The sequence below is a fragment of the Pseudomonas sp. 11/12A genome (assembly GCF_000800055.1).
GTDB lineage: Bacteria > Pseudomonadota > Gammaproteobacteria > Pseudomonadales > Pseudomonadaceae > Aquipseudomonas > Aquipseudomonas mohnii.
In genome coordinates this window covers 1,893,112-1,918,931 of sequence record NZ_JUGV01000001.1, presented here as the reverse complement: position 1 = coordinate 1,918,931, position 25,820 = coordinate 1,893,112, and the positions used below count along the sequence as shown (strand labels likewise).

Below are 25,820 nucleotides of genomic sequence, written 5' to 3'. Positions count from 1 at the left end.
GGCGTGATCAATCGGAAAACTCAGTTGAATGCATTGGCGGAATCAATGCTGGTACAAAAGCGGGCGATGCTGGCCATGGAGTTTTCATGCTCCTGCGCTGATGGCGAAGCGCAGCAATCTTCCAGCACCACCACATCAAAGTCACGGTCATGAGCATCGCGCACCGTGGCCTGAACCACGGCCTGGGTACTCACGCCGCTGCAGTAAATGCGCTCGATGCCTTGACCGCGCAACAGTACTTCAAGGCTTGTGGCGTAGAACGGCGAAACCCGGTGTTTGACGATGTCCCATTCGCCAGCCAACGGCGCCAGGTCATCATGCACCGCACCGCCCCAGGCATCCTTTTTCAGAATGCCGTTTTTAGCGATCGCGCCGAATACCTGCGAGTTGGGGTTGGCTTCGCGATGATCATCGGAAAACGCCACCCGCACATAGGCTACGGCAATGCCTTTGGCTCGCGCCTTGGCGATCGCCGCCGCCGTGCGGGCTATCACTTCGCGGCTACGCACCTGCTCGCCCAGCGGGCCTTTGCCACTGGCACCGTCGGGGTGAACCAGATCGTTTTGCATGTCCAACACCAGATAAATGCTTTTCATTTTTTGTTTCCCTTGGCTTGAATCAGTCGCACCACAGTGCACCGTTGATGTCGAGGATTTCCCCGCTGATAAATCCGGCTTTGTCCGACAGCATGAAGCTGACGGCCGCCGCCACTTCGTCGGCGCGGCCCATGCGCCCCAGGGGGATCAGGGCCCGCAAATTCTCGGGAAAGGCAGTGGTCATTTCCGTGGCGATGGGGCCGGGCGCCACCGCGTTGACCCGCACGCCGGCACTCGCCAGCTCCTTGGCCAGGAACAGGGTCATGCTGTGCACCGCCGCTTTCGACATGCCGTAGGCAACGCCGCCGGCTCGCGTCTGTTCGCTGGAATCCAGCCATGGACGGGCATTGCCTCCGTTCTTGCCGACCACCGAGCCGATGTTGACGATGCTGCCCCGCTTGCGCTCAGCCATGAGCTGGCCAATCAACTGACAAGGAATTAACGTGCCCTGTACGTTGACCCGCATCACTCGTTCAAACTCGCTGACTTTGAGTTCCAGCGCACTGCCGGTGGACAAGACGCCCGCGACATTGACCAGTGCGGTGATGGGGCCCATGTGATCCTCGATGTCCTCGACCACATCGCGCACGGCGATGCGCGAGGCCACGTCGCAGGAATAGAAGCGCATGTTCGGGCCGAGCATCCGCGGCTCAGCCAGGTCCAGCGCCGCTACCCGCCAGCCTTCACTTTCCAGCAGCTTGCACACGGCACTGCCAATGGCGCCACCGGCGCCAGTCACCACCGCGACGTTCATTGCACACCCCGCTGCTGCGCTGCGGCCTGACCGGCAAGACGGCCGAACACCAGCCCCTTGAGTACGGAAGTGCCGCCCGCGTAGTTGCCAAAGTACAAGCCCACGGTTTCACCGGCTGCGTAAAGGTTGCCGATCGGCTGGCCCTCCGCGTTGATCACCTGCGCTCGCTCGTCGACCTTGAGGCCACCGAAGGTGAAGACGTTGGCAGAGATGATCGGGTAGGCAAAATACGGTCCCGCATCCAATGGCAGGGCCCAGTTGCTTTTGGGTGGCTCAAGACCGACCGTGGCCACGCCATCGAGCTGCAAGGGTTGGTAATCGCCGGGACGGCAGGCGTCGTTGTAGCGGTTCACGGTGTCTTGCAAAGTGTTCGCGCAGATACCCAGCTTAGCGGCCAACTCGACCAGGCTTGCGCCTTCTATCGCGGCCTGATCAGTGCGGATTGCCAGGCGGTAATTAGGTACGTCCTTGACCTTCTGATCGAGAATCACCCAGGCAATGCCTTCATCCTGCTGGTAAATCTGCCGCGTCACGCGCTCGTACCAGGCATCGACCGTTCCCGGTGCTTCGTCCGTGAAGCGTCGCCCCTGCTTGTTGACCAGCACGCCATAAGGGAAGACAAAGATCGACGGCTCGGAAATGCCCGAGCGCGGGTCCACCGGCTCTGCGTGATAACTGCCGTATTCACCGCTAGGCGCCGCCCCCATGTCCAGCGCCATCTGGATGCCTTCGCCGCGGTTGTAATAGGCCCCCTTGCACACCGGGCGCAGATACACCGATCGTGGCCCGAGGTAGCGGCCAAGCATTTCGGTGTTTCCTTCAAAACCACCACTGGCCAATACCACCGCACCGTGGAAAACCAGATCGCCGTGCTGGCGTGACAGCGCCCGGATGCCAGTGACCGTGGCGAAGCCTTCAGTCAACAACTGGCGCCCGGAAGTTTCATAGAAAAACTCCGCCCCCAGGGCCTCGGCCTTGGTCGCCAGGGCTTCGACAATGGCTTCACCACCCCCCACCGGCAACAGGCGCGGCTGGGTGCTGGTTAAAAACTGAGTGGGCAGGAAGTCAAACTTCACCCCATTGCCCTTCAACCACTCGATGGTGCCCGGTACTTGTTCGGCAAAGGTACTGATCACCGAGGCATCGACCGAGCCCAACGCGCGAGTCTGTGCCGACCAGTCGGCACGATCGGCGAGAGTTTCAGCGACAAAATCAGGGTCCTGGTAATACCCGGAATGCTCGGCCAGGAATGTATCGAAATCATCGGTCACCTGCGTATGGCTCTTCATTCGCAGGTAAGCTTCGGTAAAGCGACTCTGCCCGCCGCGTTCTTCCCGGCTGGCCCGTTCCAGAACCGCCACGCGCAAGCCACGTTCGGCCCCCGCCACCGCTGCCGACAAACCGGCGACACCGCAGCCCAGCACAATCAGATCGAAATTCAACTCAGCCATAGGTAGTTCCTCACTTGGTGGCTGGTACTATAGAAATCGCTGCCCCAGGGTTCGAGCGTGACGCGGCTAATGGGCTATTAGAAAAAGGTGAAAACCGATGGACAGACTCTGGGCAATGCAGGTGTTCGTGCGGGTAGTGGAATGCGGCAGTTTCAGCCGCGCCGCCGAATCGCTGGATATCGCCAATGCCACCGTGACCTCCAGTGTGCGTAACCTGGAGAACTACCTGGGGGTGACGTTGTTGTCGCGCAATACCCGCTCGTTGCGCCTGACCGATGACGGCGAAGGTTACTTCGAGCAGTGCAATCAGGTACTGCAGCAAATTGCCGACATGGAAGCCCAGGTCAGGCAAAAGAAAGGCGAGATCAGCGGACAGTTGTGCATCGAGTCACCGGCTGCCTTCGCCCGCGCCCTGCTATGCCCGGCATTGCCGGCCTTTACTGCGCAACACCCCGGATTGTCCGTGGCGCTGCGCCAGACCGACCACGCCGAGGACCTGATCGCCACCGGCACCGACGTGGCCATTCGCATCGATTCTGTCAATGACGCCGACCTGGTCGCCCGCCCCCTGTATCAGGCGCACTACGTGGCCTGCGCCGCACCCGGCCTGCTCAAGCGCATCGGCACGCCACAGCAACCGCAGGCGCTGTTGCCACAGCATTGCCTGGGCATTTTTGGCGCCGGTCGCTATATCGTGTCGGACTGGACGTTTGCCCGCGAGGGCGAGCATCACCAACTGACCCCGCGGGGCGAACTGCACTTCAACAGTACCGACGCACTAATCCAGGCCGCCCTGGCCGAGCAAGGCGTCATTTACGTGCTGGACGTGTTCGTCAACGGGCTGATCCGCAGCGGAGAGCTGGTGGAGTTATTCCCCGACTGGAGCACCGGCAGCCGCAACTTCTACACCGTAACCCCCAAGTCGCGCTTTGTTGCGCCGCGTACACGCGCCTTCATCGAGTTCATTCTGGCTACGCTGGACGCTCAACGCCGTCCCCCTTCCGGTGCCAGCATTGCCGTTCGCCAGGGGCGTCGCGGGTTGATCTGAGACACGGGCGACGACGAAAAAAAAATGCCAGCCCACTGGGTGGCTGGCATTTTTGTTCAACGCTTGCAGCGGGCTCTATCCGGGCAGCGACTGACCCAGACCGTCAAGCAACGCCGGCAGCAACGTCTCCCAAGGGGCGACGATGCCCAGGCTGGCGACCTTGAAAATGTCCGCCTCCGGGTCCTGGTTGACTGCCACGATGCAGCTGTCGAGGCTGACCCCGGCCAGATGCTGCAACGTGCCGGAGATGCCCACCGCCACATAGATCTGCGGGCTGACAAACTTGCCTGAAACACCCACTTGCCGCAGCACCGGCACCATGCCCGCATCCACGGCCGGCAAACTGCCGCCCAGGGTGCCGCCCAGGCTTAACGCCAACGCCTCGAGCAAGGCAAAGCCTTGTTCATTCACCCCGCGTCCACCAGACACCACCAGCCTGGCGCCCTCCAGGGGCGGCAGGCGCTGTCCGCTTTCGCGTTTGTCCAGACTCAATGCCTTTGGCAGGCTGCCATGCAGTTCGAGGTTGAACAGTTCCGCCGAGGACTCGGCCTCGAGCTTCGGCCGGCCAGCGCGCAGACAGGCGAACGCCGGTCCGCTGGCCGCCCGAAGCGCCAGGCGCATGCGCCCGCCCCAGGCCGCGCGCTCGGCCAGCACCGCGTCATCCTCAAGCCGCAGTGCGACACAACGGCCCAGCGCCTGCCCATCCAGATAGTCTGCCAACAATGCCGCCAGCTCCTCACCCTGAGGACCGGGCGGCAGCAACACCAGAGGCACTTCACTGCCCAGACGGGGAATCGCCCGCAGCGCTTCGGCCACCGCGGCCACCAGGACCTGAGGCTCGTCACATTCGCCCAATGCCGCGTGCACGGCCTGATAAACCAATTGAGCACCTGCCCTTGTCGCCAATTGCGCGTGCTCGGCACTCGGCTGGCTACTGACCAGCACCACCGCAAAAGCCTCTCCGGCACCGACCTGCTGCGCCGCACCGAGTGCAGCTTCCAGTGCCTCCGCCCCCCAGGCTTGAGGAATAACCGCTAGCAGTCTGCTCATGAATTGACCCCTTGTTCTTTTAGCCAACCGATCAGCGCCGCGGCCTGCTCGGTTACGTCGCCGCTCAATAGCCGGCACTGCCCGCCTCGCGCAATCAGCGGCGCAGTCTCCAGCTGCGACAACGACAGCCCCGCACGCGTCGGCGCCGATGCCGTGACCTGGGTGAACGTCATCCGCTTGGCCTGCATGACATTTTTCAACAACGGGTGGCGCAGCTTGTTGCGTCGATCATTGGTCACACTCGCCAACAAGGGCTGATCGACCTTCAGCCATTCTTCGCAGGTACCACGTTCGCGCATCAGCCACAGCTGCGCGTCCTGCCATTGGCCAAACTGAGCCATTGCCAGTTGCGGTCGACCCAGCCGACGCGCCAGCAGTACGGCAATACTGCCTTCGTCCAGGTCGCCCAACTCACGCCCCAGCAGCACCAAATCATGCGCAAGATAATCGCGCTTGATCAGCCCGGCGATCTGCGTCGCTGTCTGTCGGGCATCCCATGGCTGGCAGGGTTCAAGCTGCAGGCATCGCAATGAATCAGGGCAGAACGCCGCGACACTGCGCAACAGGTTTTCACTGTTGCAGCCGTCGAGCAGCAACACGTCTATCTGTGTGTCAGGCCGGGCATCGCGCAGTTTGAGCGCCACCTCCAAAGCAGCCTCGTCGAACGGGCCGAGCAGGCGTCGGGGGGATCCTTGCTCCTGGATCAACGACTCGCTATTCAAACTGACGGGATGTAACGGGAAACGGATATCTGCCACACCCGCCAGCAGGACCAGAATTTTCATATTCAGCCCTCACTCGCATTGCCCAGACTGGCACCGGCCAGGCGCCCGAATACCGCCGCCTTGCCCAGGGCCGAACCGGTCATGTAGGCAGCGCCGTGGAAGCCGCCGATCATCTCGCCCGCCGCCAGCAGCCCGGTGATCGGTTCGCCGAAAACATCGAGCACGTGCAAATCCCTGTCGACGATCACACCGCAGTAGGTGCCGAAAACCGCCGCCGTTGATGGGTAGGCATAAAAGGGGGGACGCTCAATGGTGCGCAGTTGACCGTGATGATGCACCAGGTGTTGACGACCGAACGCCGGTGTTTGCCCCTGGCGCACGGCATCGTTGTAGGCAGCGACTTCGGCGAGTAACACGTCCTCGGGCACTTCGATCAGACGCGCCAGTTGTTGCAATGTCTGCGCCTCGACGAACAGCCCCTCTTCCAGGCGCCGGGTGAAGTCCAGGATTCGCACCTGATTGTCACCGCTGAGCAGGATGTCCTGATCCAGGATCTGATAGCCCACACCATAGCTCTGTTGCATCACGGCATCGCCGAGCAACTTGTAGGACTGTGATTCGTCGACAAATCGCCGACCTTCCTGGTTCACCGCGATGGCGCCCTTGTAAACCGCCAGGCAAGCGTGGTGGTTGTGCTCATCCATGGGGTGCTTGCCGAAGGTGCCCTTGATGTACGGCAGGTCACGCACGTCCGCGCCCAAGGCCCAGGCCATGCGCAGGCCGTCGCCTTCATTGCCTTCGCCACCGATGAACACCGCATTGTCGTACTGCGGGACAAAGCGGTGAATCAACGCCCGGTCCTGAACAAATCCGCCGCTGGCCAGCAGCACCGCTCTACGAGCCATGACGTCGACCACTTCGCCGTTACGCTCGACACTCGCCCCCCACACCCGGCCACCGTCCCCACGCAACAAACGGCGGGCACGGCTGTGCAGCCAGACCTCGACCTGTTGCGTTGCCAGCGCCGCCTGTTGCAGTTGCCGCACCATGTCGGCCGGGTCCACATTGTGCACCCGTGGTACCGACTGCCCGGAGGCGGCCTCGATGACATCGGTGAACACCACGCCGTTGTCCTTGAGCCACTGGTAGGTCTGCAGTTGGTGATCGGTGTACAGCTTGACCAGTGCCTCGTCGCATTCGCCCTTGCCCACCTCGACGAGGTCGTCGAACAGCAATTGCGACGAATCTTCAATACCGTGCGCACGCTGCAGGTCGGTGCCGGCGAACGCCAGGCAACCACCACTCATGGCCGATGAACCACCGGTTTGGGCGGTCTTTTCCAGCACGATCACCTGCAAGCCCGCCTGGGCTGCAGCCAGGGCCGCGCTGAAACCCGCCAGCCCGCCGCCGATCACCAGCAAATCACATTCATAACGATTCATGCCTGATCTCCTGCTTGAATAAACGAGCCCAAGCCATAGAAGTCGAAGATTTCCCGAACCCGCTCAGGCTCGGGTTGGGCTGAGAAATATCCACGATTGCAAGTGCGCGTGCCGTTGGCGCGCCGCAAGTCCACCATGCTTTCCGCCTGTTTGACCCAGGCACCGAGCGAATCGAGCACTGGCACACCGTCCACCTCGTTAATGCCGTGGGTGGCCAGCAGTACGTTCAGCGGGGCTTCGCCGGGAATGATCACTTCAGCGCCACTGGCGATCAGGCCGCGCGCCGCGCTGCGAAAACGTTCGATCAGTTCAGCGGGATCGGTGAAGCCTGCCAGCACATCGGCAAAGCGAAAGCCGACATGCCGCACCTCCGTCAACCGCCCGGCGAGACCATGGCGCGCAGCGTTTTCAGTGACCTGCTCAGCCAACTCGTCAATGAACACCAGAACCCCGAACGTTCGCCCGAGCATGCACGCGGTCAGCATCGCCGATTCGCCATAGCCCACCACTGGAATATCCAGCAGGCTGCGCGTTTCCTTGAGTGCCGGTTCCGGCAAGGTGCTGATGGCGTAGGCGTCGAAACCCTGATGCTGGGCATTGATGCCCGCCGCCATGAACTGCAGGCCATGCAGGTACTGCAGGGCCGAATACTTGATGTCATCTCCCGGATAGTGGTTGCGGTAGGTACCCGGGCGCATCCCATGCATATGGATCTCGGTGTCCGGCCGGGCCACCCTGCGAAAATGCGCACGCAAGGCCTCGTCGTAAGCGCCCAGGTCGCTCAGTACGGTGAAACTTTGATGCCAGATACGAATGCTCATGTAAGTCCTCATTCAAAAGCCCGTCACTGAGTGCGCCAACCTTGCGGCCAGCGCACCATGCAACCCAGGCGAATATGCAATGAGGGATTATCGGCAGAGTGTCGCCGCGTAGAGTAGGTGCTGACGTTGAAGGGGCTTTTTAGAAAAGCTGCATGATCGGCGAACGGCCAGGTACCCAAGCAGCGCGGTTGATCTTTTTAGCTAGCTCATTCCCCAGTGCCGAACATCGTTCGCGATGACCTCATGTCCGGAAAAAAGCCCAGGCAACTCGGCCTTGAGAAAGTCCACCCAGGTCCTGACCTTGGCATCCAGAAAACGCTTGGAAGGATAGAGTGCATAGACGTTGCGCTCCCTGAGCCGGTGGTCGCCCAGCAGGCGCAGCAAGGTGCCCTCGCGCAGTGACCGGGTGGCGGTGTAGAACGGCAACAGGCTGATGCCCATCCCGGCCTCCGACGCATTGACCATCGCTTCGGGAACGTTGCTCTGGAAGGTCTTGCCGGGCACCACGCAATGCTCACCCTGCTCGTCACGGAACACCCACTCATCGCCGTACAACGGGTCGATCATGCGCAGGCAGCAATGTTCATTCAGCTGTTCGGGGTGGGTGGGCAGGCCCCGACGCGCGATGTACGCAGGCGATGCGCAAGGCATGCTGAAAATGCACCCTACGGCTTGGGCCACGAATTGTGAGTCCGCCAATTCATGGGCAATGGAGATGACCACGTCGTGGCCGTCTTCAAGGGGGTCGGGGTTGCGTTGCGACAAGGTCAACTCGACCACCACGTCCGGATAGAGCTCGCAGTAGCGGGCAATCAGCGGCGTCATCAGCACACCCAGCCCGGTCAAACAGTGCAGACGCAACCGGCCATTGGGCTCCAGGTGAGCGCCACGGGCTTCTGCGGTGGCCTCGGCCATGTCATCCAGTATTTGCCGCGCCCGCAACAGGAAGCGTTCGCCGGCTTCGGTCAGGCTCAAACGGCGGGTGGTGCGTTGCAGCAGACGCGCCTGCACGTGCTGTTCAAGTTCCGCCACCAGCCGAGACACTTGCGCCGTGGAAAAGTCCAGCGCCTGTGCGGCGGTGGTAAAGCTGCCTGCATCGGCTACACGTACAAATACGCGCAGGCTGTTAAGCAAGTCCATGGACCCTCCGGCGACAACGACTGTTGCATCTGATGTAACGCTGCATCAAGTACGGCCCTCTTTATCCCTATCTGTAGAAGAATAGAATTGACTCATCGAAACACCACGGAGAAGAAACCATGAAGACTTTGTTAAGCGTCCTGTTGGCCCTGACCACGACCGCCGTCATGGCCGGTGAAGGCAACCCGGCCACAACACCTCCATCCCTGGATATCGCAAAGGTCATCTCGGTGACCGATACCTCGACTGCCTGCGACGTCGTACCGGCGACCATGGTCTACATCGACCATCAGGGTGAAACCCACCAGTTGACCTACAACGTGATGGGCAGTTGCTCGGGCGTGTGAGAGACCGCAAAGGCACCTCGTTCACGCTGCTATCCGGGTGGCCTGCAGGGCCAACTCGTGCAAATTGGCCAACCGCTGCATGACGCGTTCGACCACCTCCAGCCTGGCCACCGCGCCACTGCGTAACTCCCCCATCGACTGCAACGCGACCTCGGCCTTGTCCAGGCCCAAACGCGTCGAATCGGTCAGTTGTTCAAGGCCCTGACGGGCATCCTGCGCCGACTTTTCCAGACCTGTCGCGATCTGCCGGATCTGCGCACTGGAGTCCGCTGCCTGGCGCGACAGATTGCGCACCTCGTCCGCCACCACGGCAAAGCCCCGACCATGATCACCGGCCCGCGCGGCTTCGATCGCGGCGTTGAGCGCCAACAGGTTGGTCTGCCGGGCGATGTCCTGGATGCTGCCGACAATCGCACCGATGCGTACCGACTGGCTGCCCAGCTCATCGAACACCTGATCCAGGCGCTGCAGGTACTGATCAAGATCCCCCAGCACGGCAGCCGAAGACTGCATGCTCACGGCGCTTGCCTGTACCCGCTCGCCCGCGCCACGCGCCAGCTGGTTGGCAAAGCGCATGTCTTCTTCAGTCTGCTGCACCACTTGAGTCAAGTGTTCGAGTGCCACCTTTACCTCGGCGCCCGGCCAGGCGGGCTCGACCACCGGCAAGGACGGTATCGGGACCGGTGCACTGGACACCACGGGATCCGGCTCCCGCTCCACGAGTACTTCGACCACGCGCATTGGCTGACGCTGATAAAGCACCGCCGCCGCCAGCAGTAACAGGTCGATGACGCCGGCATACATCAGGTGCATGCCGTTGCCAACAGCGAGCAGCACCACTGCGCCGCCGGCTGTAATCAGGGCCAGTCGTGCCCAGGTTTTATTGCTCATACTCGCCCCCAGTTCGCTCACAGCAACGTCCAGGTGTAGCTCAGGATCAGTCGGTTCTCGTCGATATCGGTGCGGTAATTGGAGCGCGCCATGGCATTGCGCACCCGGATCCCAAGCCCCGCGAAGGTGCCGCTCTGCACGACGTAACCGAGGTCCAGGTCGCGTTCGCGGTCCTTGCCTTCAAAGCCCTTGCCGGTGTTGACGTTGTTGCCGGTGATGTAGCGCACGGTGCTGGTCAGGCCCGGCACGCCGAGGGCGGCAAAGTCGTAGTCGTAGCGCGCCTGCCAGGAACGCTCGTCGGTGGAGGCGAATTCATAGGTCGGCACTTCGTTACCCAGCGGCGAGATGTTGGCAAATACCCGAGGGAACGCGCTTTCACCAAACATGCCCTGGTAGCCGACGTAGAAGGTATGGCCGCCGTACTTGGCCGACAGCAGGGAGAAGAACGCCTGGTTGTCGATATTGCCCAACAGCTTCTTGCCATCCTCCCTGGCATCGAAATAGCCCAGGTTCGCGCCCAGGGTCCAACTGCCCAAGGGTTGGCTGTGTTTCAGGCCCAGGAAGCCTTGATGGTAGATGTCTTCCAGTTGCCCGTACCAGGCACTGACGCTGGTGTGTTTGTCGTTGAAGGCGTAATCGCCGCCACCATAGTTGAACGCGTCACTGCTGGCCTGGCGCTGAGGCACGTAGCTGAGCATCGCTTGCATCTTCTCGTCGCCGGCCTCGTTGCGCAGGTGAGTGGACGTCAGATGACCGCCTTGCAACGTCAGGCCGTTGATCTCGCCGGACGTGATGCTCGCCCCCTGGTAGCTTGGCGGCAGCAGGCGGATGTCACTGAACACCAGCACCGGCAAGTTCGGTTGCAGTTCGCCAACGCGCAGTTCGGTTTTCGAGTAACGCAGCTTCAACGTGCCTTCCACGCGGCTGTAGTCATCGGCCGCGCGACCATCGCTTTGCACCGGTAACAGGCCGGTGTTGACCCGGTCCGGGCTGCTGTCGAGCTTGAGCCCGAGCAGGCCGATGACATCGACGCCAACGCCGATCGTCCCTTGGGTGTAACCGGACTTGGCGTTGAAGATAAAGCCCTGGGCCCACTCCTCGGCCTTCGACTGCTTGTTAGCGCCGACAATGTCCGAGTAGTCCCGGCTGAAGTAGTAATTGCGTGCCTGCAAGGTGGCGGTGGCGTCCTCGATAAAACCGCCCTCGGCGGCCATCAACTGGCTGGAACAACCCAAGGCGACAGCCGTGGACAAAAGCGTACGAGTTGCATGAATGGTTGACTTCATCGATGTGCTCTTATTGTTGTTATGAATAGGTAAGGCGTGGCGGATACAGGTCAGCGCGCCACCTCCCGGGCGCTGCTGGAGGTGGCATGGGGCGGCCGCCGCGCACCCGACAGCAGGTGCGCGGCCATGCCGAAAATCAGCCCCCAGAACGCGGCGGACAAGCCGAACAGCGACATGCCCGAGGCGGTGGTGAGGAACGTCACCAGCGCCGCTTCGCGGTCATGGGGTACGGCCATGGCATTGGCCAGGGCGCCGGCAATGGCAGCGAACAGGGCCAGGCCCGCCAGGGCGGCGATCAGTTCTTTGGGGAAAGCGGCAAACAACGACACCAGGGTCGCACCAAAGATGCCCAGTACCAGGTAACAGAGACCGCCGACCACACCGGCGACATAGCGTTTGCCAGGGTCTTCGTGGGCCTCGCGGCCAGTGCAGATGGCGGCAGTGATCGCCGCCAGGTTGAGGCCATGGCAACCAAACGGCGCCAACAGCGCCGTGCCCAGCGCGCTGCAGGCGATGATCGGGCTGGCCGGCGTGGCGTAACCCGAGGCGCGCAACACTGCCATGCCCGGCACAAACTGCCCGGTCAGCGCCACCATCACCAGTGGCAAGGCGACGTTCAAGGTTGCACTCAGGCTGAACTGCGGGGTGACCCAAACCGGCGTCGCCAGGCCGATCACCAGGGCTTCGCGGTGCAATTGGCCGGTGAGTATGGCGATGGCACAGCCCACCACCAGTACCGCCATCACCGCGTAACGCGGCAGCAGCCGTTTGCACACCAGGTAGGTGACGAACATGGCCAGCACCAACCCGGGCTGACCTTGCAATGACACGAACAGGCCAGTGCCGAAACGCAACAGAATCCCCGCCAGCATGGCCGCTGCGATGGCGCCGGGCAGCTTGCTGATAACGCGGTCGAAGGCGCCCGAGATGCCGACCAGAAAGATAATCAGACTGCTCAGCAGATAGGCACCGACGGCCTCGTTCATCGAGATGCCCGGCAGCAACGCCACCAGCAGGGCCGAGCCGGGTGCCGACCAGGCAATGATGATTGGCACGCGGTAGCGCAGGCTCAGGCCGATGCCCAGCAGCGCACTGCCAATGGAGATCGCCCAGACCCAGGACGACAACAGCTCGCGAGACAGATGCGCGGCGTCCGCCGCCTGGAAAATGATCACCAGTGGGCCCGCATACGAGATCACCGTGGCAATAAAGCCCGCCACCGCAGCGGACAGCGAAAAGTCACGCATCAAGCCTTTCATCAAACAGCTCCTTGCGCACTCAAGCCTTGGCCGTGGACAGTGGCGCGGTCACCCTGGAGGCGTTTCGCTCGCTGCTGATGGCATACAGGGTCATGGCGAGGGCGGCCACCGCACCCGGCAGGGCGAACGCCATGAAGTTGAGTTGCAGCGGCAAACTGATTCCCAGCAACGCACCGCCTAACAAAGGGCCGACAATGGCGCCGTTACGGCCGATTCCCGACGCCCAGCCAAGCCCCGTGGAACGAATGGCCATGGAATAGAACTGCGCGGCACAGGCATACAGCAGGATTTGCGAACCGATGGTGGTGGCGCCGGCGATCGCGATCAGCAGGTACAACACGGGGGTCGGACTTTTGAATCCGAGCAAGGTGATCGACACCGCGGCAATGGCGAAGAACACCGCCAGCACCCTTGGAAGGTTGAGCTTGTCGCCCAATACGCCACCGCCCACCGCACCGAAAATCGCGCCGAAGTTCAACACCAGCAGGAAGGACAAGCTTGAGCCCAGGCTGTAACCGGCGTTGGCCATGAGTTTCGGCAGCCAGGAACTCAGGGCGTAGACCATCAACAGGCAGCAGAAAAACGCCAGCCAGAGCATCAGCGTGCGCATGGCGCGGCCTTCGCGGAACAGCTGCAGTACTGGCGTGCCGGTGCCCTTCACTTCCGCCATGTGCAGGGTATCGCTGGCCTGGGCAACATAGGCCGGGTCAACGCGTTGCAAGACAGCACGCGCTTGCTCGTTGCGGCCTTGACGCAACATGAACCCCACCGACTCAGGCAGGAAGTACATGATCAGCGGCAACAGCAGCAAAGGCAGCCCCGCCACATAGAACACCGCCTGCCAACCGAAGCTTGGAATCAGCACGATCCCCAGGCCCGCCGAGAGCATGCCGCCCACCGAATAACCGCTGAACATGATGGCGACCAGGGTGCTGCGAATTTTCTTCGGCGCGTACTCGTTCATCAGCGCCACCACGTTGGGCATGACGCCGCCGATGCCAAGGCCGGCAATGAACCGGCAGATGCCAAAGGTCGTGGGACTCGTGGCAAAGCCATTGAGCACGGTGAAGCCGCTGAAGAGCATCACGCAAAGGGTGATGGTTTTCTTGCGCCCGATCTTGTCGGACAGCGGGCCGAAAAACAGCGCACCGAACATCATGCCAAACAGCGCATAACTGCCCAGCGCTCCGGCCTCCAACGGGCTCAGCCCCCACTCTTTCATCAGCGTCGGCAAGACCACCCCGTAGATCACCAGGTCGTAGCCGTCGAAGATGATGATCAGGGCGCACCAGAACAACACCATCCAGTGAAAGCGGTTGAAGCGTGCGTTGTCGATAACCTCGTGTACATCGATTTTTCGCATGGCATGGGTCTCTTGTTGTTATTTTTTATTGTTCGTTTGGGCGTTTCAGCGTGCTGCCGTGAGCGGTGCAGGCAAGGGTCCACCAATGGCGGCCGCATTGTTACGCGCCATGCACAGCACTGTTACGCGAGATGCAAATGGAGGGTATTGAGACCGGCAGAGTGGCAATATCCGCTTTGCGCATATCGCTATCCGTTTTGTGCAGAGGGGTGATATCGGCGCGTTGCCATGACCCACGAGCGATTTGTCAGGGGCTCACTCAGGCCTCGTTGATTTAGCTCAATGTCTTCGCCCTGCTCAGGCGTAAAAAAGAACCGGGTTCTGGCGACCTGTAATGGGGTACGGGCAGTGCCGAAACAGTCCAGGTCCAGCAGGAAAAAGGCACCGGCTCAGTGGATGACATCGTCCTGAGAAACCTGCCTTGTCGACCCCCCTTGGTGCGGACCTCCACGCATCCGTCATCACCGGAGAATCGCCATGCTGGCAGTCACCTTGATCAACACGCTGGTGGTCATCGTCGTCGTGGTGATCCACTACGAATGCCTGTTACGCCTGAATGACTGGCTTCCGCGACTCAAGCTCTGGAGCCGCTTCAGGATTGTCGTCGGGGTGTTCGGCGCACTGGTGGCTCACGCGCTGGAAGTCTGGTGCTTTGCGCTGGTCTATTACCTGATGGTGCGCTCCGGCGACTGGGGCGGTCTGACGGGCAACTTCGATGGTTCGCTGCTGGATTGTGTTTATTTTTCCTTCACGACCTACACGACGATCGGTTTCGGCGATATCTCACCCGTGGGCAATCTCAAGTACCTGACCGGCCTGCAAGCGTTGACCGGCCTGGTGCTCATCACCTGGACGGCCTCGTTTCTTTTTCTCGAAATGCAGAAATACTGGAAGAGCAAATAGCGAAGGGGCGGACGTTGCCCCTCGCTATCACAGCCCTGCCCCCCTCTGGACCTCAACCAACGGCCACAGGCGTCCACTGCCAATTCAGCACCTCGGGCATGTCTTGCCCGTGTTCGATCAGGTAGAGCTTGTGTTTTTCCATCGTCGACCAGTACCGCGACCGCGCGTTTTGCAGTTGATCATGCAAGCGGGGTACTCGCTCGATGACGTCCAGTGCCAGTTGATAACGATCCAGGTTATTGATCACGGCCATGTCGAACGGCGTCGTGGTCGCGCCCTCCTCCTTAAAGCCGCGGACGTGAAAATTGTCATGATTGGTGCGTTTGTACAGCAGGCGGTGGATCAACGCGGGATAGCCGTGGAAGGCGAAAATCACCGGTTTATCGACAGTGAACAGCTCATCGAACGCCGTGTCAGGCAAACCATGGGGGTGCTGGAAGGACGGCTGCAGCACCATCAAGTCGACCACATTAATGACCCTGACGCGCAAATCAGGCACGTACTCGCGCAACAAAGTGACCGCCGCCAGGGTTTCCAGGGTCGGCACATCACCGGCGCAGGCCATCACCACGTCCGGGTCCTGATCATCCCGGCATGCCCAGTCCCAACGACCGATGCCCGTCAGGCAATGTCGGATCGCTGCATCAATATCCAGCCACTGCCACTCCGGTTGTTTGCCGGCGACGATGACGTTGATGTAGTTGCGACTTTTCAGGCAGTGGTCCGTCACCGACAACAGGCAATTGGCATCGGGCGGCAAGTAGATCCGCACCACGTCTGACTTTTTATTCGCCACCAGATCGATGAACCCCGGATCCTGATGGGAAAAGCCATTATGGTCCTGACGCCAGACATGGGACGTCAGCAGAAAATTGAGCGAAGCAACCGGCTTGCGCCACGGCACCTCGGCGGCGGTTTTCAGCCATTTGGCGTGCTGATTGACCATTGAATCGACGATATGGATGAACGCCTCGTAACAGGACAGCAGGCCATGGCGCCCCGTCAGCAAATAGCCTTCGAGCCAACCCTCGCACACCTGTTCGCTGAGGATCTCCATCACCCGGCCATCGACTGACAGGTTCACATCGTCGGGCTCCAGCGGCTCCATCCATGCCTTGGCGCTGACCTCGTAGACCGCATCCAGCCGGTTCGAGGCTGTTTCGTCCGGACCGAACAGACGGAAGTTATTCGAGGCCAGATTGTTTTTCATCACGTCGCGCAAAAACGTACCCAGTACCCGCGTGGCCTCGGCGCGCAGGCTGCCGGGGACCTCGAGCTTCACTGCATAGTTGCTGAACGACGGCAGGTCCAGGGCGCGCAACAGCCCGCCACCGTTGGCGTGGGGATTGGCACTCATGCGCCGATGCCCGGTCGGTGCCAGCGCGGCGATTTCGGGCAGCAAGGCGCCATTGGCATCAAACAGCTCGCCGGGACGGTAGCTGTTGAGCCACTCCTCCAGCTGCTGTAGATGAACGGGCTGCTGAAAATCGGCCAGGGGCACCTGATGGGCGCGCCAGGTCCCTTCGACACGATGGCCATCGACGAATGTCGGGCCGGTCCAGCCTTTAGGGGTGCGCAACACCAACATGGGCCAAAGCGGCCGCTCCAACCCGCCGGACTGTCGGGACTGGCGCGCGTCGCGTTGAATCTCGCGGATTTTCAGCACCATCGTATCCAGCGTCCGGGCCAGGGCCTGATGCACCTGTGCCGGATCATCGCCTTCAACGAAATAGGGATCGTAGCCATAGCCATACATCAGGGCCGACAACTCATCCTCACTGATTCTGGAGAGCACCGTCGGGTTGGCGATCTTGTAGCCATTGAGGTGCAGGATGGGCAACACCGCGCCGTCACGCCTCGGGTTGAGGAACTTGTTGGAATGCCAACTGGCCGCCAGCGTACCCGTTTCGGCCTCGCCGTCACCGATCACGCAGGCGACGATCAGGTCCGGGTTATCAAACGCGGCACCATAGGCATGCGCCAGGCTATAGCCGAGTTCGCCGCCTTCATGGATCGAGCCCGGAATCTGCGCCGACACATGGCTGGAGATCCCGTATGGCCAGGAAAACTGTCGAAAAAGGCGCAGCAGGCCGTTGGCATTGCGCTCAACCGAGGGGTAACGCTCGGTGTAGGTGCCTTCGAGGTAGGTCTGCGCCACCACCGCTGGCCCGCCATGGCCGGGGCCGGCGACAAAGAGCACCGTGAGGTCATACTGATTGATCAGCCGGTTGAGGTGCGTGTAGATCAGGTTGAGTCCCGGCGTCGTGCCCCAATGGCCCAGCAAACGCGGTTTGATGTGTGCCTGTGTCAGGGGCACGTTCAGCAAAGGGTTGTCCTTGAGGTAGATCTGCCCCACAGCCAGATAATTGGAGGCCCGCCAATAGGCATCCAGCCCTTGCAGTTGCTCATCACTCAGAAAATCGCTCATGAAGTTCTCCGCCAGCGTCCGGCCTGCTGAAGTTGTTGGTCGATTCTGGGAGCCTGAAACGTTCAAGACTTGATTTACATCAAATGTCAAAGCCGACGTTCAAGCTCAATGCCGTTGGAATCCATCGATATCGACCCAGCGGTACGCGCGTTTTCCCCGTTCGTCACTTATCCCGCCAAATGACCGAATGAGGGACGCATCCCGATGACCAACACCTATGCTTAGTACACCTCCCAATAAGGCTAATGCCGATCAGTGAAGTGATTGAACGAGCGAAGAGTCAAGTGTGGCAAGGGAGTTTGCTGCTGCCGGGCAGCGAAGCAGCCCCAAAAACACGGACGGTTCGGCATTCCGACAAACTCCCTTGCAACAGATTGAAGGGCTGCTTAACTGACTGGCGTTCCCTAACAAGGCGTCATGCCCCATGCCTGAAATCCACCCACTTCACGTTCATTATATGAAGGCTGCCTGTTCCAACTGCAGCGTGCTGGAATTGTGCCTGCCGATTGGCATGAGCAGCCTGGAGGTCGAACGGCTGGATACGCTGATCGTGCAACGCTTCAAGGTCAAAAAGGGCGCTGCGTTGTACCGTACGGGAGATCCCCTGCGTTCGCTTTACGCGGTCCGTATCGGTTCCTTCAAGACCAGCGTGCTGTCTGTCGATGGGCGTGAACAGGTCACAGGCTTTCACATACCCGGCGAGATGCTCGGGCTGGACGCCATCAGCGCCGATCAGCACGCCTGCAATGCATTTGCCCTGGAAGACAGCGAAGTCTGCCCCATCCCTTTTGCGCAACTGGAGAAGCTCGCGCAAAACCTGCCATCGCTGCAACACAACCTCAACAGGCTCCTGAGCCGTGAAATCGTGCGTGATCACAGCATGTTGATGCTGATGGGCAACATGAACTCCGATGAGCGGCTGGCCGCTTTTCTGCTGAACCTGTCGCAACGTTTCAGCATCCGTGGCTATTCCGCCAAGGACTTCGTGCTGAAAATGCGTCGCGAAGAAATCGGCTCCTACCTGGGGCTGCGGCTGGAAACCATCTGCCGGGGGATCGCGCACCTGCGGGACCAAGGATTGGTGGAGGTCGCAGGCCGAGACGTCAAGATCCAGAACCTGGAAGGGCTCAAGCAACTGGTCGCCGGATGCAATCGCTCTGTGCGCTAACCCTTGCACATCTGGAGAATCGTCATGCGCGCCATGGTGCTACGTACTTACGGCGAACCGCTGCAACTGGAAGAACGCCCCGTCCCCACACCCGGCCCGCACCAACTGTTAATCAAAGTCCTGGCCTGTGGCGTCTGTCGCACCGACCTGCACCTGGTGGACGGCGAATTGGCGCAAGCGCAACTGCCACGGGTCCCAGGCCACGAGATCGTCGGTGAAGTCACGGCGGTGGGCGCCGACGTCGCAGCGGACTGGATCGGCCAGCGGGTCGGGGTTCCGTGGCTGGGGTGGACCTGCGGCCAGTGCGAATTCTGTCTGTCGGGCCGGGAGAATCTTTGCGACAAGGCGCAGTTCACCGGTTGCCATCTGGACGGCGGTTACGCCGAATACACCGTTGCCGACGAGCGTTTCTGTTTCCCGATCCCCCAGGTGCTCTCGGACATTCAAGCGGCTCCGCTGCTGTGTGCCGGGCTGATCGGCTTTCGCGCGTTGCAGATGGCCAGGGGCGCGCGCCACCTGGGCCTCTACGGGTTCGGCGCGGCGGCGCATCTGGCGATTCAGGTGGCGCGGGGCCGCGGGCAAAAAGTGTATGCCTTTACCCGACCGGATGACCATGACGGTCAGGCTTATGCCCGATCCCTGGGGGCCGAATGGGCGGGAGCATCGGATCAACCGCCACCGCACTTGCTCGACGCCAGCCTGATTTTCGCGCCCGTCGGTGCTTTGGTGCCGATGGCACTGACGGCGACGGTCAAGGGCGGCTGTGTGATCTGCGCCGGCATTCACATGAGCGACATTCCCGCGTTTCCTTATCGGCTGCTCTGGGGCGAACGCAGCGTTCGTTCAGTGGCCAACCTGACCCGCGAGGATGGCAGCGCGTTTTTTCAAGAGCTCAAACACACGCCCGTGCATTGCGACGTCACTCTTTTTGCCCTGGACGACGCCAATCAGGCACTCGCCTGCTTGAGAGCCGGGCAGTTCAATGGCGCGATCGTGCTCACCCCGTGACGCCCGTCCTGACCGCCAGAATGCTGCCCGGCACCGAGTACAGCGCTCGTTCAGTGTTACTGCCGATCAAGCGATCGATTCCCACTCGGTGCACGGTCCCCATCACCACCACATCCGCCAGGTATTGTTCGACAAACTCACTGATCACCGGCACGGGCAAACCCATGACGAAATGCCGCCGCTCAGGCGGCACCCCATGACGATCCGCGAGGGTCACAAAAGCCTGGTGCAGGGACTGACGCAGTTCCTCGATGAAGTCCACCCCCCAACCACCGCCCACCAGCGGCGAATCGGCATTGAAGGCCGGCGACAAATCGTAGGCATACAGCAGGTGCAACGGCGCATCGCATTGCAAGGCCAGGGCATTGGCGGTTTGAATGATGGTGTCGTTCAGGCCGTTGATTTGCGTGGAAGGATCGAACGGATCGACGGCAGCCACGACCCGGTGCGGCAAGCTGTAGCGGGCCTGGTTGACCAGATGCACGGGAACCGGGCATTCGCGCAGCAGGTGGCAATCGAGCGGCGTGATGAACACTCGCTTGAGTACAGGCTCCAGGGTGACATCCTTGATCAACAGGTCGGGTTTGAGTTCTTCGACCGTTTTCAAGATGTCCAGCAGTGGATGGGTCGTGAAAACCACTTCCACCGAGACATCCAGCCCTTGTCCGCCAAGTTGTTCGACCTCGTCTGCAACCCAGCGACGATAGCGGCGCATGTAACGCTGATACCCGGCGTCGTCCGTTTTCTCTTCCCACAAATGCACGACCGGCACCGGTTCGACAAAGGCTCTTACATCCAGCACCGCCCCGCTCACCTTGGCCAGCGCAACGGCTCGCAGCAGGGCAGGAGATTGTTGCAGGGTTTGGTCGGCAATCAGCAATAAACGTTGATATTGACCCATCACGCACCTCCGCTCGGTTCCGGCCCTTTAGCGCCGTCAGGTTCCAGACTGCGCTCGTTACCCCCTGCCCCACGTTGATTTACATCAAACACGTGCAAATCTGCGCCGTCGGCAAGAGTCTATGATCCAGATCAGATTCAAGCGCCGCCGACGGCGTAGAAAGGAATGAACCGTACGGTTCGTCACCGTGCGCCTGCCTTTCAAATCGGATGGAGGATTACCCCATGCTCACCGTCAAAGACCACAACGATCGGGCCGCAGCGGCCTACTCCACAGTCACCGGACAACACTGGATCGAAGCGCTCAAGGACGGCCGCCATGTATTGATCCGGCCGCTGACGGAGAAAGACCGCGAGCGTGAATACGCCTTCATCAAGCGGCTGTCGCCCGAGTCCCGGCACATGCGCTTTCTCTCGCAGATCAGTGAGCCCGGCACCGAGATGCTCGACCAGCTGATGGATACCGACAATAAGCAGCGCACCGCCTACGTCGCGCTGGTCCACGAAAACGGCCAATTGATTGAGATTGGTGTCGCCCGCTATGCCGCCACCTCCGAGCATGAATGTGAATGCGCCGTGACCGTCGCCGATGAATGGACACATCTGGGCCTGGGCACATTGCTGATGGAGCACTTGATCAAGACCGCACGCAAAAACGACTTTCACCAGATGTATTCGGTGGACGCCTCAAGTAATGCACCGATGCGGGACCTGGCCAAATCCCTGGGTTTCGAGACACGCAATGATCCCGATGACACTCGCCAGGTCATTCATCGGCTGCACCTGTAATACATCGCCCCGCGATGTACCGGCCAACGGTTCATCGCGGGGCGATTGAGTACTCAAGATTGCAAGTCCCTCCCCCGTTCAATCGCCTGTTTCGGTCTCAGCGTGATTCTGTCAGTCAGTCCACAAGGTCGGCGCTCATCTTTGCGCCCCGGTTATAACCGGATTGCCCCCCGGGGAATGGACGTGTGAAAGAAGTCCGGCCGGTGCGGACAGGCCAGACATGCGGCGCATCGATTCGCGCCTTGAGTTGGTCGACAAACGCCTGGGCGCCTTCCAGGCTGTTGAAGTCCACCGCCAGGTTGTCCATGCACACCATCCAGACATCGGTTGCCTGCCTCTGCGTGATCTCAATAATCATCGAAAACCTCCCGAAAATGCCCCCGCACCCAACGGTGCAGTACGCCAATCACTTGAATGGGCGCCAAGGCGGGATAACCCCAAGGCCCTCGATCAGGGCCAAGACTGGCTCGGCGACGTTGCCGTGCTTGAAATTGACAGCGTGAATCGCACCCAACTGCCGGACGCTTTCGTTCCAGGTGCGCAAGCGATAAGCACGAACTCCAGATTGCGCCAGGGTGACTGAGCAAAAGTTGATCACGGTCAACAATTTCAATGACTGAACGCGCCACGCATGACCGGACGTCGGGCGGCATCGTCGTAACTCCCCGGGTTTGACAAAGATCAAGCCCGCGTCCCCGGATAGACGCAGGATGAATGCAAGGTTTCACGCCCCGATTGCACCGCAGCCGTTGGACCCAATACTTGCAAAATGACTAGAGGAGACAGGTCATGTCGGATCAATCACGTTTCATGTTGGTCGTCTCGCCCTTGATGGAAAACAGCCCCGCCTTCGATCGGGCTGCCGCACTGGCCCACGCATCGAACGCGGCACTGCACATCGTGGCGTTCGACTATCTCGAAGGGCTGGCGACCGCCGGCATGGTCAACGAGCAAGCGCTGGAACAGATGCGGCTCGGGTACGTGGAACGCCATCGCCAATGGCTGGAGGATCAGGCTCGGCCGTTGCGCAAAATCGGGGTGCACGTGACCACGGAAGTGGTCTGGGTGGAAAAACCCTTGCAGGAAATCCTGATCCATCTCAAAGAGCAGCCCATGGCTGTACTGATCAAGGCCCTGGCACACGAATCGCGTCTGTCGCGCCTGTTGTTTACGCCGCTGGACATTCATCTGCTGCGCGAATGCCCGGTGCCCTTGCATTTTGTCAGCCACATGCACCACGCCTTGCCGCGCAAGATAGTCGCCGCCATCGACCCCTTCCATCGCGAGGGGCAATACCAGGACTTCAATGACCGGATTCTGCAAGAGGCTTCAAAACTGGCGATTACTTGTCATGCCGAACTGGACGTTGTCTATGCCCATGACCTCTCTTCCATCAGCGCAGACGAATTCGGCTTCGAGAATGCCTCGACGTTTTTCTCTTCCAGCAAAGCCAAAACCCTGTTCGATGCACAGGCTGATGCCTTCCGCGAACTGTCGGAGCGCAACGGCATCCCGCCGGAGCACCAGCGCATGATCATGGGCAATCCGGCGAAGGTGCTTGCCAGCTACGCAACCACCTATGACATCGACATGATCGTGATGGGCCGGGCCGGGCATCGTGTCATGGACCGGTTGGTCGGCAGTACGGTGGAACATCTGCTGTACAAGATGCCGTGCAGCGTCTGGGTGGTTTCGCCACAGGAATTGAATGAGGAATAAAGGAAGTAACGTGGGCGCCGTCCTTTGTCGGTCGAACCGTGTCGCCGGCAATGGACAGGATGGTTTTGCGCGACCGCACGTAGAGAAGCCTGGCCAGCCTCTACTCGCGAGTCTCGCCAATTCTTCCCGTTTTGCGGTGCAACACTGGCGTGCGTGAATCCATGTTCTAAGGTTATCCGCAGGCAACCCCTCGCAAACGAAGAACATGATCTTGCGATAACTGACCCTGCGCAAAAGCGATTCACGTGGTTAGCGGTAACGACTGAAAAGTGGTGGGTTAACGAAGGCCTCAGTGCTCGGGCAAAGGCGTTGCGCATATCAAGGAGTTCCGATGGCCGACTCAAGCAAGAAGATGAGCCTCATGGGGCTTACCACGCTGGTGACCGTGAACATGATGGGCTCGGGCATCATCCTGCTGCCGACGAGCATGGCGCAACTCGGCGCCATTTCATTGCTCTCATGGCTCGTCACCGCCGTCGGCTCCATGGCCATCGCGTATTGCTTTTCCCAGTGCGGCATCTACTGTCCGCGCTCGGGCGGGCTGTCCGCCTACACCGAAGAGGCTCATGCCAAATCGGGCTTCTTCCTCTGCTCGTATCTGTATTTTCTCTCCCTGGGTATCGCCAATGTGGCCGTCGCCATTTCTGCGGTGGGTTACATGACAGCGTTCGTGCCCTGGCTCGGCAGTGGCGCCATTCCCCTGTTCATCGGTACGGTCGGCCTGCTCTGGCTCACCACCGTGGCCAACTTCGGCGGCCCGAGCATCACGGGCAGAATCGGTACGATTACCGTGTGGGGTGTCATCATCCCGGTGGCCGGCTTGAGCATCATCGGTTGGTACTGGTTCAGGGCCGATGTGCTGATAGCCGCCTGGAACCCCAACAACCTGCCGATCTCCGAAGCCATCAGCAAGGCGATTCCCCTGACCCTGTGGGCTTTTCTGGGCATGGAGTCGGCGGCGCAGGCGTCTGATGCGGTGGAAGATCCCAAGCGCAACGTGCCGCTGGCCTGCCTCTTCGGCACATTGGGCGCGGCGGTGGTCTACATACTGTCGACGACGGTGATCCAGGGGATGATTCCCAATGCCGAACTGGCCAACTCGTCCGCGCCCTTCGCCCTCGTCTATGCCCACATGTTCAATCCCACGGTCGGCCACATCGTCATGGCGCTGGCCGTGATGGCTTGTGTCGGGTCGCTGCTGGGCTGGCAATTCACCCTGGCGCAAACCGCCAAGATGACCGCGGACCAAGGGATGTTCCCGAAATTTTTCAGCAGGGTCAGTACCCGGGATGCCCCGATTATCGGCATGCTGGTCTGCGGCGTGCTGCAGACCTTGATGGCGCTGTCGACCATTTCACCCAATGCCAGCGAGCAGTTCGGCAAACTCGTCAGCCTGGCGGCCGTGACCAACCTGATCCCCTACGTGACAGCCGCCACGGGCCTGCTGGTCATGATGTACAAAGCCAGAGTCAGCAAAGGGATCTACACCCGCAACACCTCGCTATTACTGATCGCCGTGGCCTATTCGTTGTACGCCCTTTATGCCTGTGGCAAGGATGCCGTATTCGGTGGCCTCATCGTCCTGGCATTTGGCTACCTGCTCTATGGCTTCGTCTCCATACGTTTCGTCGATACGCCTCCCGCCGCTCAGACCAGTGCCGGCAGTCCTCAGCTGTAATTTTCAGGCAACACAGACATTCGAATGCGGGGCGCCAGGATATGAACGTACAACGGATCAAAGCCACCCACTTGCTACTGGTCGGCCTGCTCGCCATGGTGCCGGCACTGGCCGATGCCAATACCCTTGATCGCGTGCGTACGAGCAACACCTTCACGCTCGGCTACCTGCCGGATCTGGCCCCATTCAGTGTCCAGGCAGGCGACAAGGCCAGCGGTTATGCGATCGAGCTTTGCCAGAAAATCGCTGACAAAGTCAAACTCGAGCTGGGCTTGCCCGACCTACAGGTACGTTACCAACCGGTCTCCCTCGACGACGCGATGACGGCCGTGAGCACGGGCAAGATCGACATCCTCTGTACGCCCAGCCCACCTACCCTGGCGCGTCGCAAGCAGGTGAGCTACTCGGTGCCGATCTACACCGCGGGCCTTTCGGTGGTGGTGCGCCAGGAAGCCCCCGAGGCGCTGCTCAATGTCCTCAACGGCAAAGTCGCCCGTACCGGGCCGACCTGGCGGGCGACGGTCAATCATGGGCTGTCCGATCAAACCTATGCCACCACCGCTGGCGGGATCACCGAGACATGGATCCGCCAGCAAATGCGTTTGCTCGGCGTGGTGGCCAACCTGGTCACGGTCAAGAACACTGAAGCGGGCGTCAACCTGGTCGCCGAAGGCAAGGCCGATGCCTTCTTCGCCGAACGCATCATGCTGAGCAATCTCCTCGCCACGCACCCATCCGCGGCAAAGCTGGTCTTGCTGGATCGGGTATTCGAGTATTCACCGACCGCGATGGCCCTTGATCGAGACGACGAAAATTTCCGCTTGCTGGTGGATACCGCTCTCAGCGAAATGTACAGATCGGGCGAAATCGAACAGGCCTGCAATACCTACCTGGGAGGCATCAGCGACATGGCGAAAAAACTGTTCAAGGTCTACGCGATTCCCTAAAAGAGCGCCGCAATGATCGGTGCACCATGATCCGTCGCGGGAGCTGCTACGCTTGGAACAATGTACTTCGGCGCTTTCAGGAAACCGGCACACGCACTTTCTGTGGG

At 60.7% G+C, this 25,820-nt stretch carries 23 protein-coding genes and 1 pseudogene; 9 read left to right on the top strand and 15 right to left on the bottom strand.

Translation table 11 applies throughout. The features are described 5' to 3' along the window. Positions 1 to 20: 20 nt before the first annotated feature. Genes GQ39_RS08920 through GQ39_RS08910 form a run of 3 tightly spaced genes read right to left on the bottom strand, consistent with a single transcriptional unit; the run spans position 21 to position 2,801 of the window. On the bottom strand, positions 21 to 596 hold the full coding sequence (locus GQ39_RS08920; RefSeq protein ID WP_047528981.1) for a cysteine hydrolase family protein: 576 nt from the start codon (positions 594 to 596) through the stop codon (positions 21 to 23). A 22-nt stretch (positions 597 to 618) separates the two neighbouring features. Continuing rightward, complete coding sequence (locus tag GQ39_RS08915; protein WP_047528979.1) at positions 619 to 1,350, bottom strand: SDR family NAD(P)-dependent oxidoreductase; 732 nt, start codon at positions 1,348 to 1,350, stop codon at positions 619 to 621. Continuing rightward, positions 1,347 to 2,801 carry an FAD-dependent oxidoreductase gene (locus tag GQ39_RS08910; protein ID WP_047528977.1) on the bottom strand — a complete coding sequence of 485 codons (1,455 nt, stop codon included), beginning with the start codon at positions 2,799 to 2,801 and terminating at the stop codon, positions 1,347 to 1,349. The genes GQ39_RS08915 and GQ39_RS08910 overlap by 4 nt, the downstream gene beginning before the upstream one ends. 97 nt (positions 2,802 to 2,898) lie before the next feature. Here GQ39_RS08910 and GQ39_RS08905 point away from each other — a divergent pair, with 97 nt between their 5' ends. Beyond that, on the top strand, positions 2,899 to 3,849 hold the full coding sequence (locus tag GQ39_RS08905) for a LysR family transcriptional regulator (protein ID WP_047528975.1): 951 nt from the start codon (positions 2,899 to 2,901) through the stop codon (positions 3,847 to 3,849). A gap of 75 nt (positions 3,850 to 3,924) precedes the next feature. On the opposite strand, the gene GQ39_RS08900 is transcribed toward GQ39_RS08905, so the two are convergent. From GQ39_RS08900 to GQ39_RS08880, 5 genes are all read right to left on the bottom strand, one after another. After that, positions 3,925 to 4,899 (bottom strand): electron transfer flavoprotein subunit alpha/FixB family protein, encoded by a 975-nt coding sequence (locus GQ39_RS08900; protein ID WP_047528973.1) that lies wholly within the window; start codon positions 4,897 to 4,899, stop codon positions 3,925 to 3,927. Further along, positions 4,896 to 5,684 carry an electron transfer flavoprotein subunit beta/FixA family protein gene (locus GQ39_RS08895; RefSeq protein WP_047528971.1) on the bottom strand — a complete coding sequence of 263 codons (789 nt, stop codon included), beginning with the start codon at positions 5,682 to 5,684 and terminating at the stop codon, positions 4,896 to 4,898. The genes GQ39_RS08900 and GQ39_RS08895 overlap by 4 nt, the downstream gene beginning before the upstream one ends. Positions 5,685 to 5,686: 2 nt before the next feature. After that, positions 5,687 to 7,066: an FAD-dependent oxidoreductase gene (locus GQ39_RS08890; RefSeq protein WP_047528969.1), complete on the bottom strand. Its 1,380-nt coding sequence runs from the start codon at positions 7,064 to 7,066 to the stop codon at positions 5,687 to 5,689. After that, positions 7,063 to 7,887 (bottom strand): aspartate/glutamate racemase family protein, encoded by an 825-nt coding sequence (locus GQ39_RS08885; RefSeq protein ID WP_052193518.1) that lies wholly within the window; start codon positions 7,885 to 7,887, stop codon positions 7,063 to 7,065. Before GQ39_RS08885 ends, GQ39_RS08890 begins: the two co-directional genes overlap by 4 nt. A 201-nt stretch (positions 7,888 to 8,088) precedes the next feature. Further along, on the bottom strand, positions 8,089 to 9,027 hold the full coding sequence (locus GQ39_RS08880; RefSeq protein ID WP_047528967.1) for a LysR family transcriptional regulator: 939 nt from the start codon (positions 9,025 to 9,027) through the stop codon (positions 8,089 to 8,091). 119 nt (positions 9,028 to 9,146) lie between these two features. Here GQ39_RS08880 and GQ39_RS08875 point away from each other — a divergent pair, with 119 nt between their 5' ends. Continuing rightward, positions 9,147 to 9,374: a DUF2790 domain-containing protein gene (locus GQ39_RS08875; RefSeq protein WP_047528965.1), complete on the top strand. Its 228-nt coding sequence runs from the start codon at positions 9,147 to 9,149 to the stop codon at positions 9,372 to 9,374. Between the two features lie 21 nt (positions 9,375 to 9,395). On the opposite strand, the pseudogene GQ39_RS33760 reads toward GQ39_RS08875, so the two are convergent. The 4 genes and pseudogenes from GQ39_RS33760 to GQ39_RS08855 all read right to left on the bottom strand — a co-directional run. Then, a pseudogene (locus GQ39_RS33760) lies at positions 9,396 to 9,797 on the bottom strand (methyl-accepting chemotaxis protein); the annotation flags it as partial. A 485-nt stretch (positions 9,798 to 10,282) separates the two neighbouring features. After that, complete coding sequence (locus GQ39_RS08865) at positions 10,283 to 11,551, bottom strand: OprD family porin (protein WP_047528963.1); 1,269 nt, start codon at positions 11,549 to 11,551, stop codon at positions 10,283 to 10,285. Positions 11,552 to 11,601: 50 nt separating this feature from the next. Beyond that, positions 11,602 to 12,810: a benzoate/H(+) symporter BenE family transporter gene (locus GQ39_RS08860; protein ID WP_047528961.1), complete on the bottom strand. Its 1,209-nt coding sequence runs from the start codon at positions 12,808 to 12,810 to the stop codon at positions 11,602 to 11,604. 19 nt (positions 12,811 to 12,829) lie between these two features. Then, entirely contained in the window at positions 12,830 to 14,173 is a 1,344-nt protein-coding gene (locus GQ39_RS08855) for an aromatic acid/H+ symport family MFS transporter (protein WP_047528959.1), read from the bottom strand. A gap of 477 nt (positions 14,174 to 14,650) precedes the next feature. Here GQ39_RS08855 and GQ39_RS08850 point away from each other — a divergent pair, with 477 nt between their 5' ends. Further along, positions 14,651 to 15,076 carry a potassium channel family protein gene (locus tag GQ39_RS08850; RefSeq protein ID WP_047528958.1) on the top strand — a complete coding sequence of 142 codons (426 nt, stop codon included), beginning with the start codon at positions 14,651 to 14,653 and terminating at the stop codon, positions 15,074 to 15,076. A gap of 52 nt (positions 15,077 to 15,128) precedes the next feature. On the opposite strand, the gene GQ39_RS08845 is transcribed toward GQ39_RS08850, so the two are convergent. After that, entirely contained in the window at positions 15,129 to 17,504 is a 2,376-nt protein-coding gene (locus GQ39_RS08845) for a phosphoketolase family protein (protein WP_047528956.1), read from the bottom strand. Between the two features lie 424 nt (positions 17,505 to 17,928). Between GQ39_RS08845 and fnr the strand changes: the two genes are divergently transcribed. Further along, positions 17,929 to 18,672 (top strand): fumarate/nitrate reduction transcriptional regulator Fnr, encoded by a 744-nt coding sequence (gene fnr, locus GQ39_RS08840; protein ID WP_047528954.1) that lies wholly within the window; start codon positions 17,929 to 17,931, stop codon positions 18,670 to 18,672. 24 nt (positions 18,673 to 18,696) lie between these two features. Beyond that, positions 18,697 to 19,680, top strand: a complete 984-nt coding sequence (locus GQ39_RS08835; RefSeq protein WP_047528953.1) for a zinc-dependent alcohol dehydrogenase family protein — start codon at positions 18,697 to 18,699, stop codon at positions 19,678 to 19,680. On the opposite strand, the gene GQ39_RS08830 is transcribed toward GQ39_RS08835, so the two are convergent. Then, positions 19,670 to 20,581: a universal stress protein gene (locus GQ39_RS08830; protein WP_047528951.1), complete on the bottom strand. Its 912-nt coding sequence runs from the start codon at positions 20,579 to 20,581 to the stop codon at positions 19,670 to 19,672. The genes GQ39_RS08835 and GQ39_RS08830 overlap by 11 nt on opposite strands. A gap of 224 nt (positions 20,582 to 20,805) precedes the next feature. Here GQ39_RS08830 and GQ39_RS08825 point away from each other — a divergent pair, with 224 nt between their 5' ends. Beyond that, complete coding sequence (locus tag GQ39_RS08825; RefSeq protein ID WP_047528949.1) at positions 20,806 to 21,369, top strand: GNAT family N-acetyltransferase; 564 nt, start codon at positions 20,806 to 20,808, stop codon at positions 21,367 to 21,369. A 115-nt stretch (positions 21,370 to 21,484) separates the two neighbouring features. Here the strand turns inward: GQ39_RS08825 and GQ39_RS08820 are convergent, their stop codons facing one another. Further along, positions 21,485 to 21,727 (bottom strand): hypothetical protein, encoded by a 243-nt coding sequence (locus GQ39_RS08820; RefSeq protein ID WP_047528947.1) that lies wholly within the window; start codon positions 21,725 to 21,727, stop codon positions 21,485 to 21,487. Between the two features lie 431 nt (positions 21,728 to 22,158). Here GQ39_RS08820 and GQ39_RS08810 point away from each other — a divergent pair, with 431 nt between their 5' ends. From GQ39_RS08810 to GQ39_RS08800, 3 genes are all read left to right on the top strand, one after another. Next, entirely contained in the window at positions 22,159 to 23,088 is a 930-nt protein-coding gene (locus tag GQ39_RS08810; protein ID WP_047528942.1) for a universal stress protein, read from the top strand. A gap of 331 nt (positions 23,089 to 23,419) precedes the next feature. Then, on the top strand, positions 23,420 to 24,766 hold the full coding sequence (potE, locus tag GQ39_RS08805; protein WP_047528941.1) for a putrescine-ornithine antiporter: 1,347 nt from the start codon (positions 23,420 to 23,422) through the stop codon (positions 24,764 to 24,766). Positions 24,767 to 24,807: 41 nt separating this feature from the next. Then, positions 24,808 to 25,713, top strand: coding sequence for an amino acid ABC transporter substrate-binding protein (locus GQ39_RS08800; protein ID WP_047528939.1), 906 nt, complete (start codon positions 24,808 to 24,810; stop codon positions 25,711 to 25,713). The last annotated feature ends 107 nt before the right edge of the window (positions 25,714 to 25,820 follow it).

Coding starts and splice junctions, on each gene's coding strand:
- GQ39_RS08920 (WP_047528981.1), bottom strand. CDS start 596: ATGAAAAGCATTTATCTGGTGTTGGACATGCAAAACGATCTGGTTCAC.
- GQ39_RS08915 (WP_047528979.1), bottom strand. CDS start 1,350: ATGAACGTCGCGGTGGTGACTGGCGCCGGTGGCGCCATTGGCAGTGCC.
- GQ39_RS08910 (WP_047528977.1), bottom strand. CDS start 2,801: ATGGCTGAGTTGAATTTCGATCTGATTGTGCTGGGCTGCGGTGTCGCC.
- GQ39_RS08905 (WP_047528975.1), top strand. CDS start 2,899: ATGGACAGACTCTGGGCAATGCAGGTGTTCGTGCGGGTAGTGGAATGC.
- GQ39_RS08900 (WP_047528973.1), bottom strand. CDS start 4,899: ATGAGCAGACTGCTAGCGGTTATTCCTCAAGCCTGGGGGGCGGAGGCA.
- GQ39_RS08895 (WP_047528971.1), bottom strand. CDS start 5,684: ATGAAAATTCTGGTCCTGCTGGCGGGTGTGGCAGATATCCGTTTCCCG.
- GQ39_RS08890 (WP_047528969.1), bottom strand. CDS start 7,066: ATGAATCGTTATGAATGTGATTTGCTGGTGATCGGCGGCGGGCTGGCG.
- GQ39_RS08885 (WP_052193518.1), bottom strand. CDS start 7,887: ATGAGCATTCGTATCTGGCATCAAAGTTTCACCGTACTGAGCGACCTG.
- GQ39_RS08880 (WP_047528967.1), bottom strand. CDS start 9,027: ATGGACTTGCTTAACAGCCTGCGCGTATTTGTACGTGTAGCCGATGCA.
- GQ39_RS08875 (WP_047528965.1), top strand. CDS start 9,147: ATGAAGACTTTGTTAAGCGTCCTGTTGGCCCTGACCACGACCGCCGTC.
- GQ39_RS08865 (WP_047528963.1), bottom strand. CDS start 11,551: ATGAAGTCAACCATTCATGCAACTCGTACGCTTTTGTCCACGGCTGTC.
- GQ39_RS08860 (WP_047528961.1), bottom strand. CDS start 12,810: ATGAAAGGCTTGATGCGTGACTTTTCGCTGTCCGCTGCGGTGGCGGGC.
- GQ39_RS08855 (WP_047528959.1), bottom strand. CDS start 14,173: ATGCGAAAAATCGATGTACACGAGGTTATCGACAACGCACGCTTCAAC.
- GQ39_RS08850 (WP_047528958.1), top strand. CDS start 14,651: ATGCTGGCAGTCACCTTGATCAACACGCTGGTGGTCATCGTCGTCGTG.
- GQ39_RS08845 (WP_047528956.1), bottom strand. CDS start 17,504: ATGAGCGATTTTCTGAGTGATGAGCAACTGCAAGGGCTGGATGCCTAT.
- fnr (WP_047528954.1), top strand. CDS start 17,929: ATGCCTGAAATCCACCCACTTCACGTTCATTATATGAAGGCTGCCTGT.
- GQ39_RS08835 (WP_047528953.1), top strand. CDS start 18,697: ATGCGCGCCATGGTGCTACGTACTTACGGCGAACCGCTGCAACTGGAA.
- GQ39_RS08830 (WP_047528951.1), bottom strand. CDS start 20,581: ATGGGTCAATATCAACGTTTATTGCTGATTGCCGACCAAACCCTGCAA.
- GQ39_RS08825 (WP_047528949.1), top strand. CDS start 20,806: ATGCTCACCGTCAAAGACCACAACGATCGGGCCGCAGCGGCCTACTCC.
- GQ39_RS08820 (WP_047528947.1), bottom strand. CDS start 21,727: ATGATTATTGAGATCACGCAGAGGCAGGCAACCGATGTCTGGATGGTG.
- GQ39_RS08810 (WP_047528942.1), top strand. CDS start 22,159: ATGTCGGATCAATCACGTTTCATGTTGGTCGTCTCGCCCTTGATGGAA.
- potE (WP_047528941.1), top strand. CDS start 23,420: ATGGCCGACTCAAGCAAGAAGATGAGCCTCATGGGGCTTACCACGCTG.
- GQ39_RS08800 (WP_047528939.1), top strand. CDS start 24,808: ATGAACGTACAACGGATCAAAGCCACCCACTTGCTACTGGTCGGCCTG.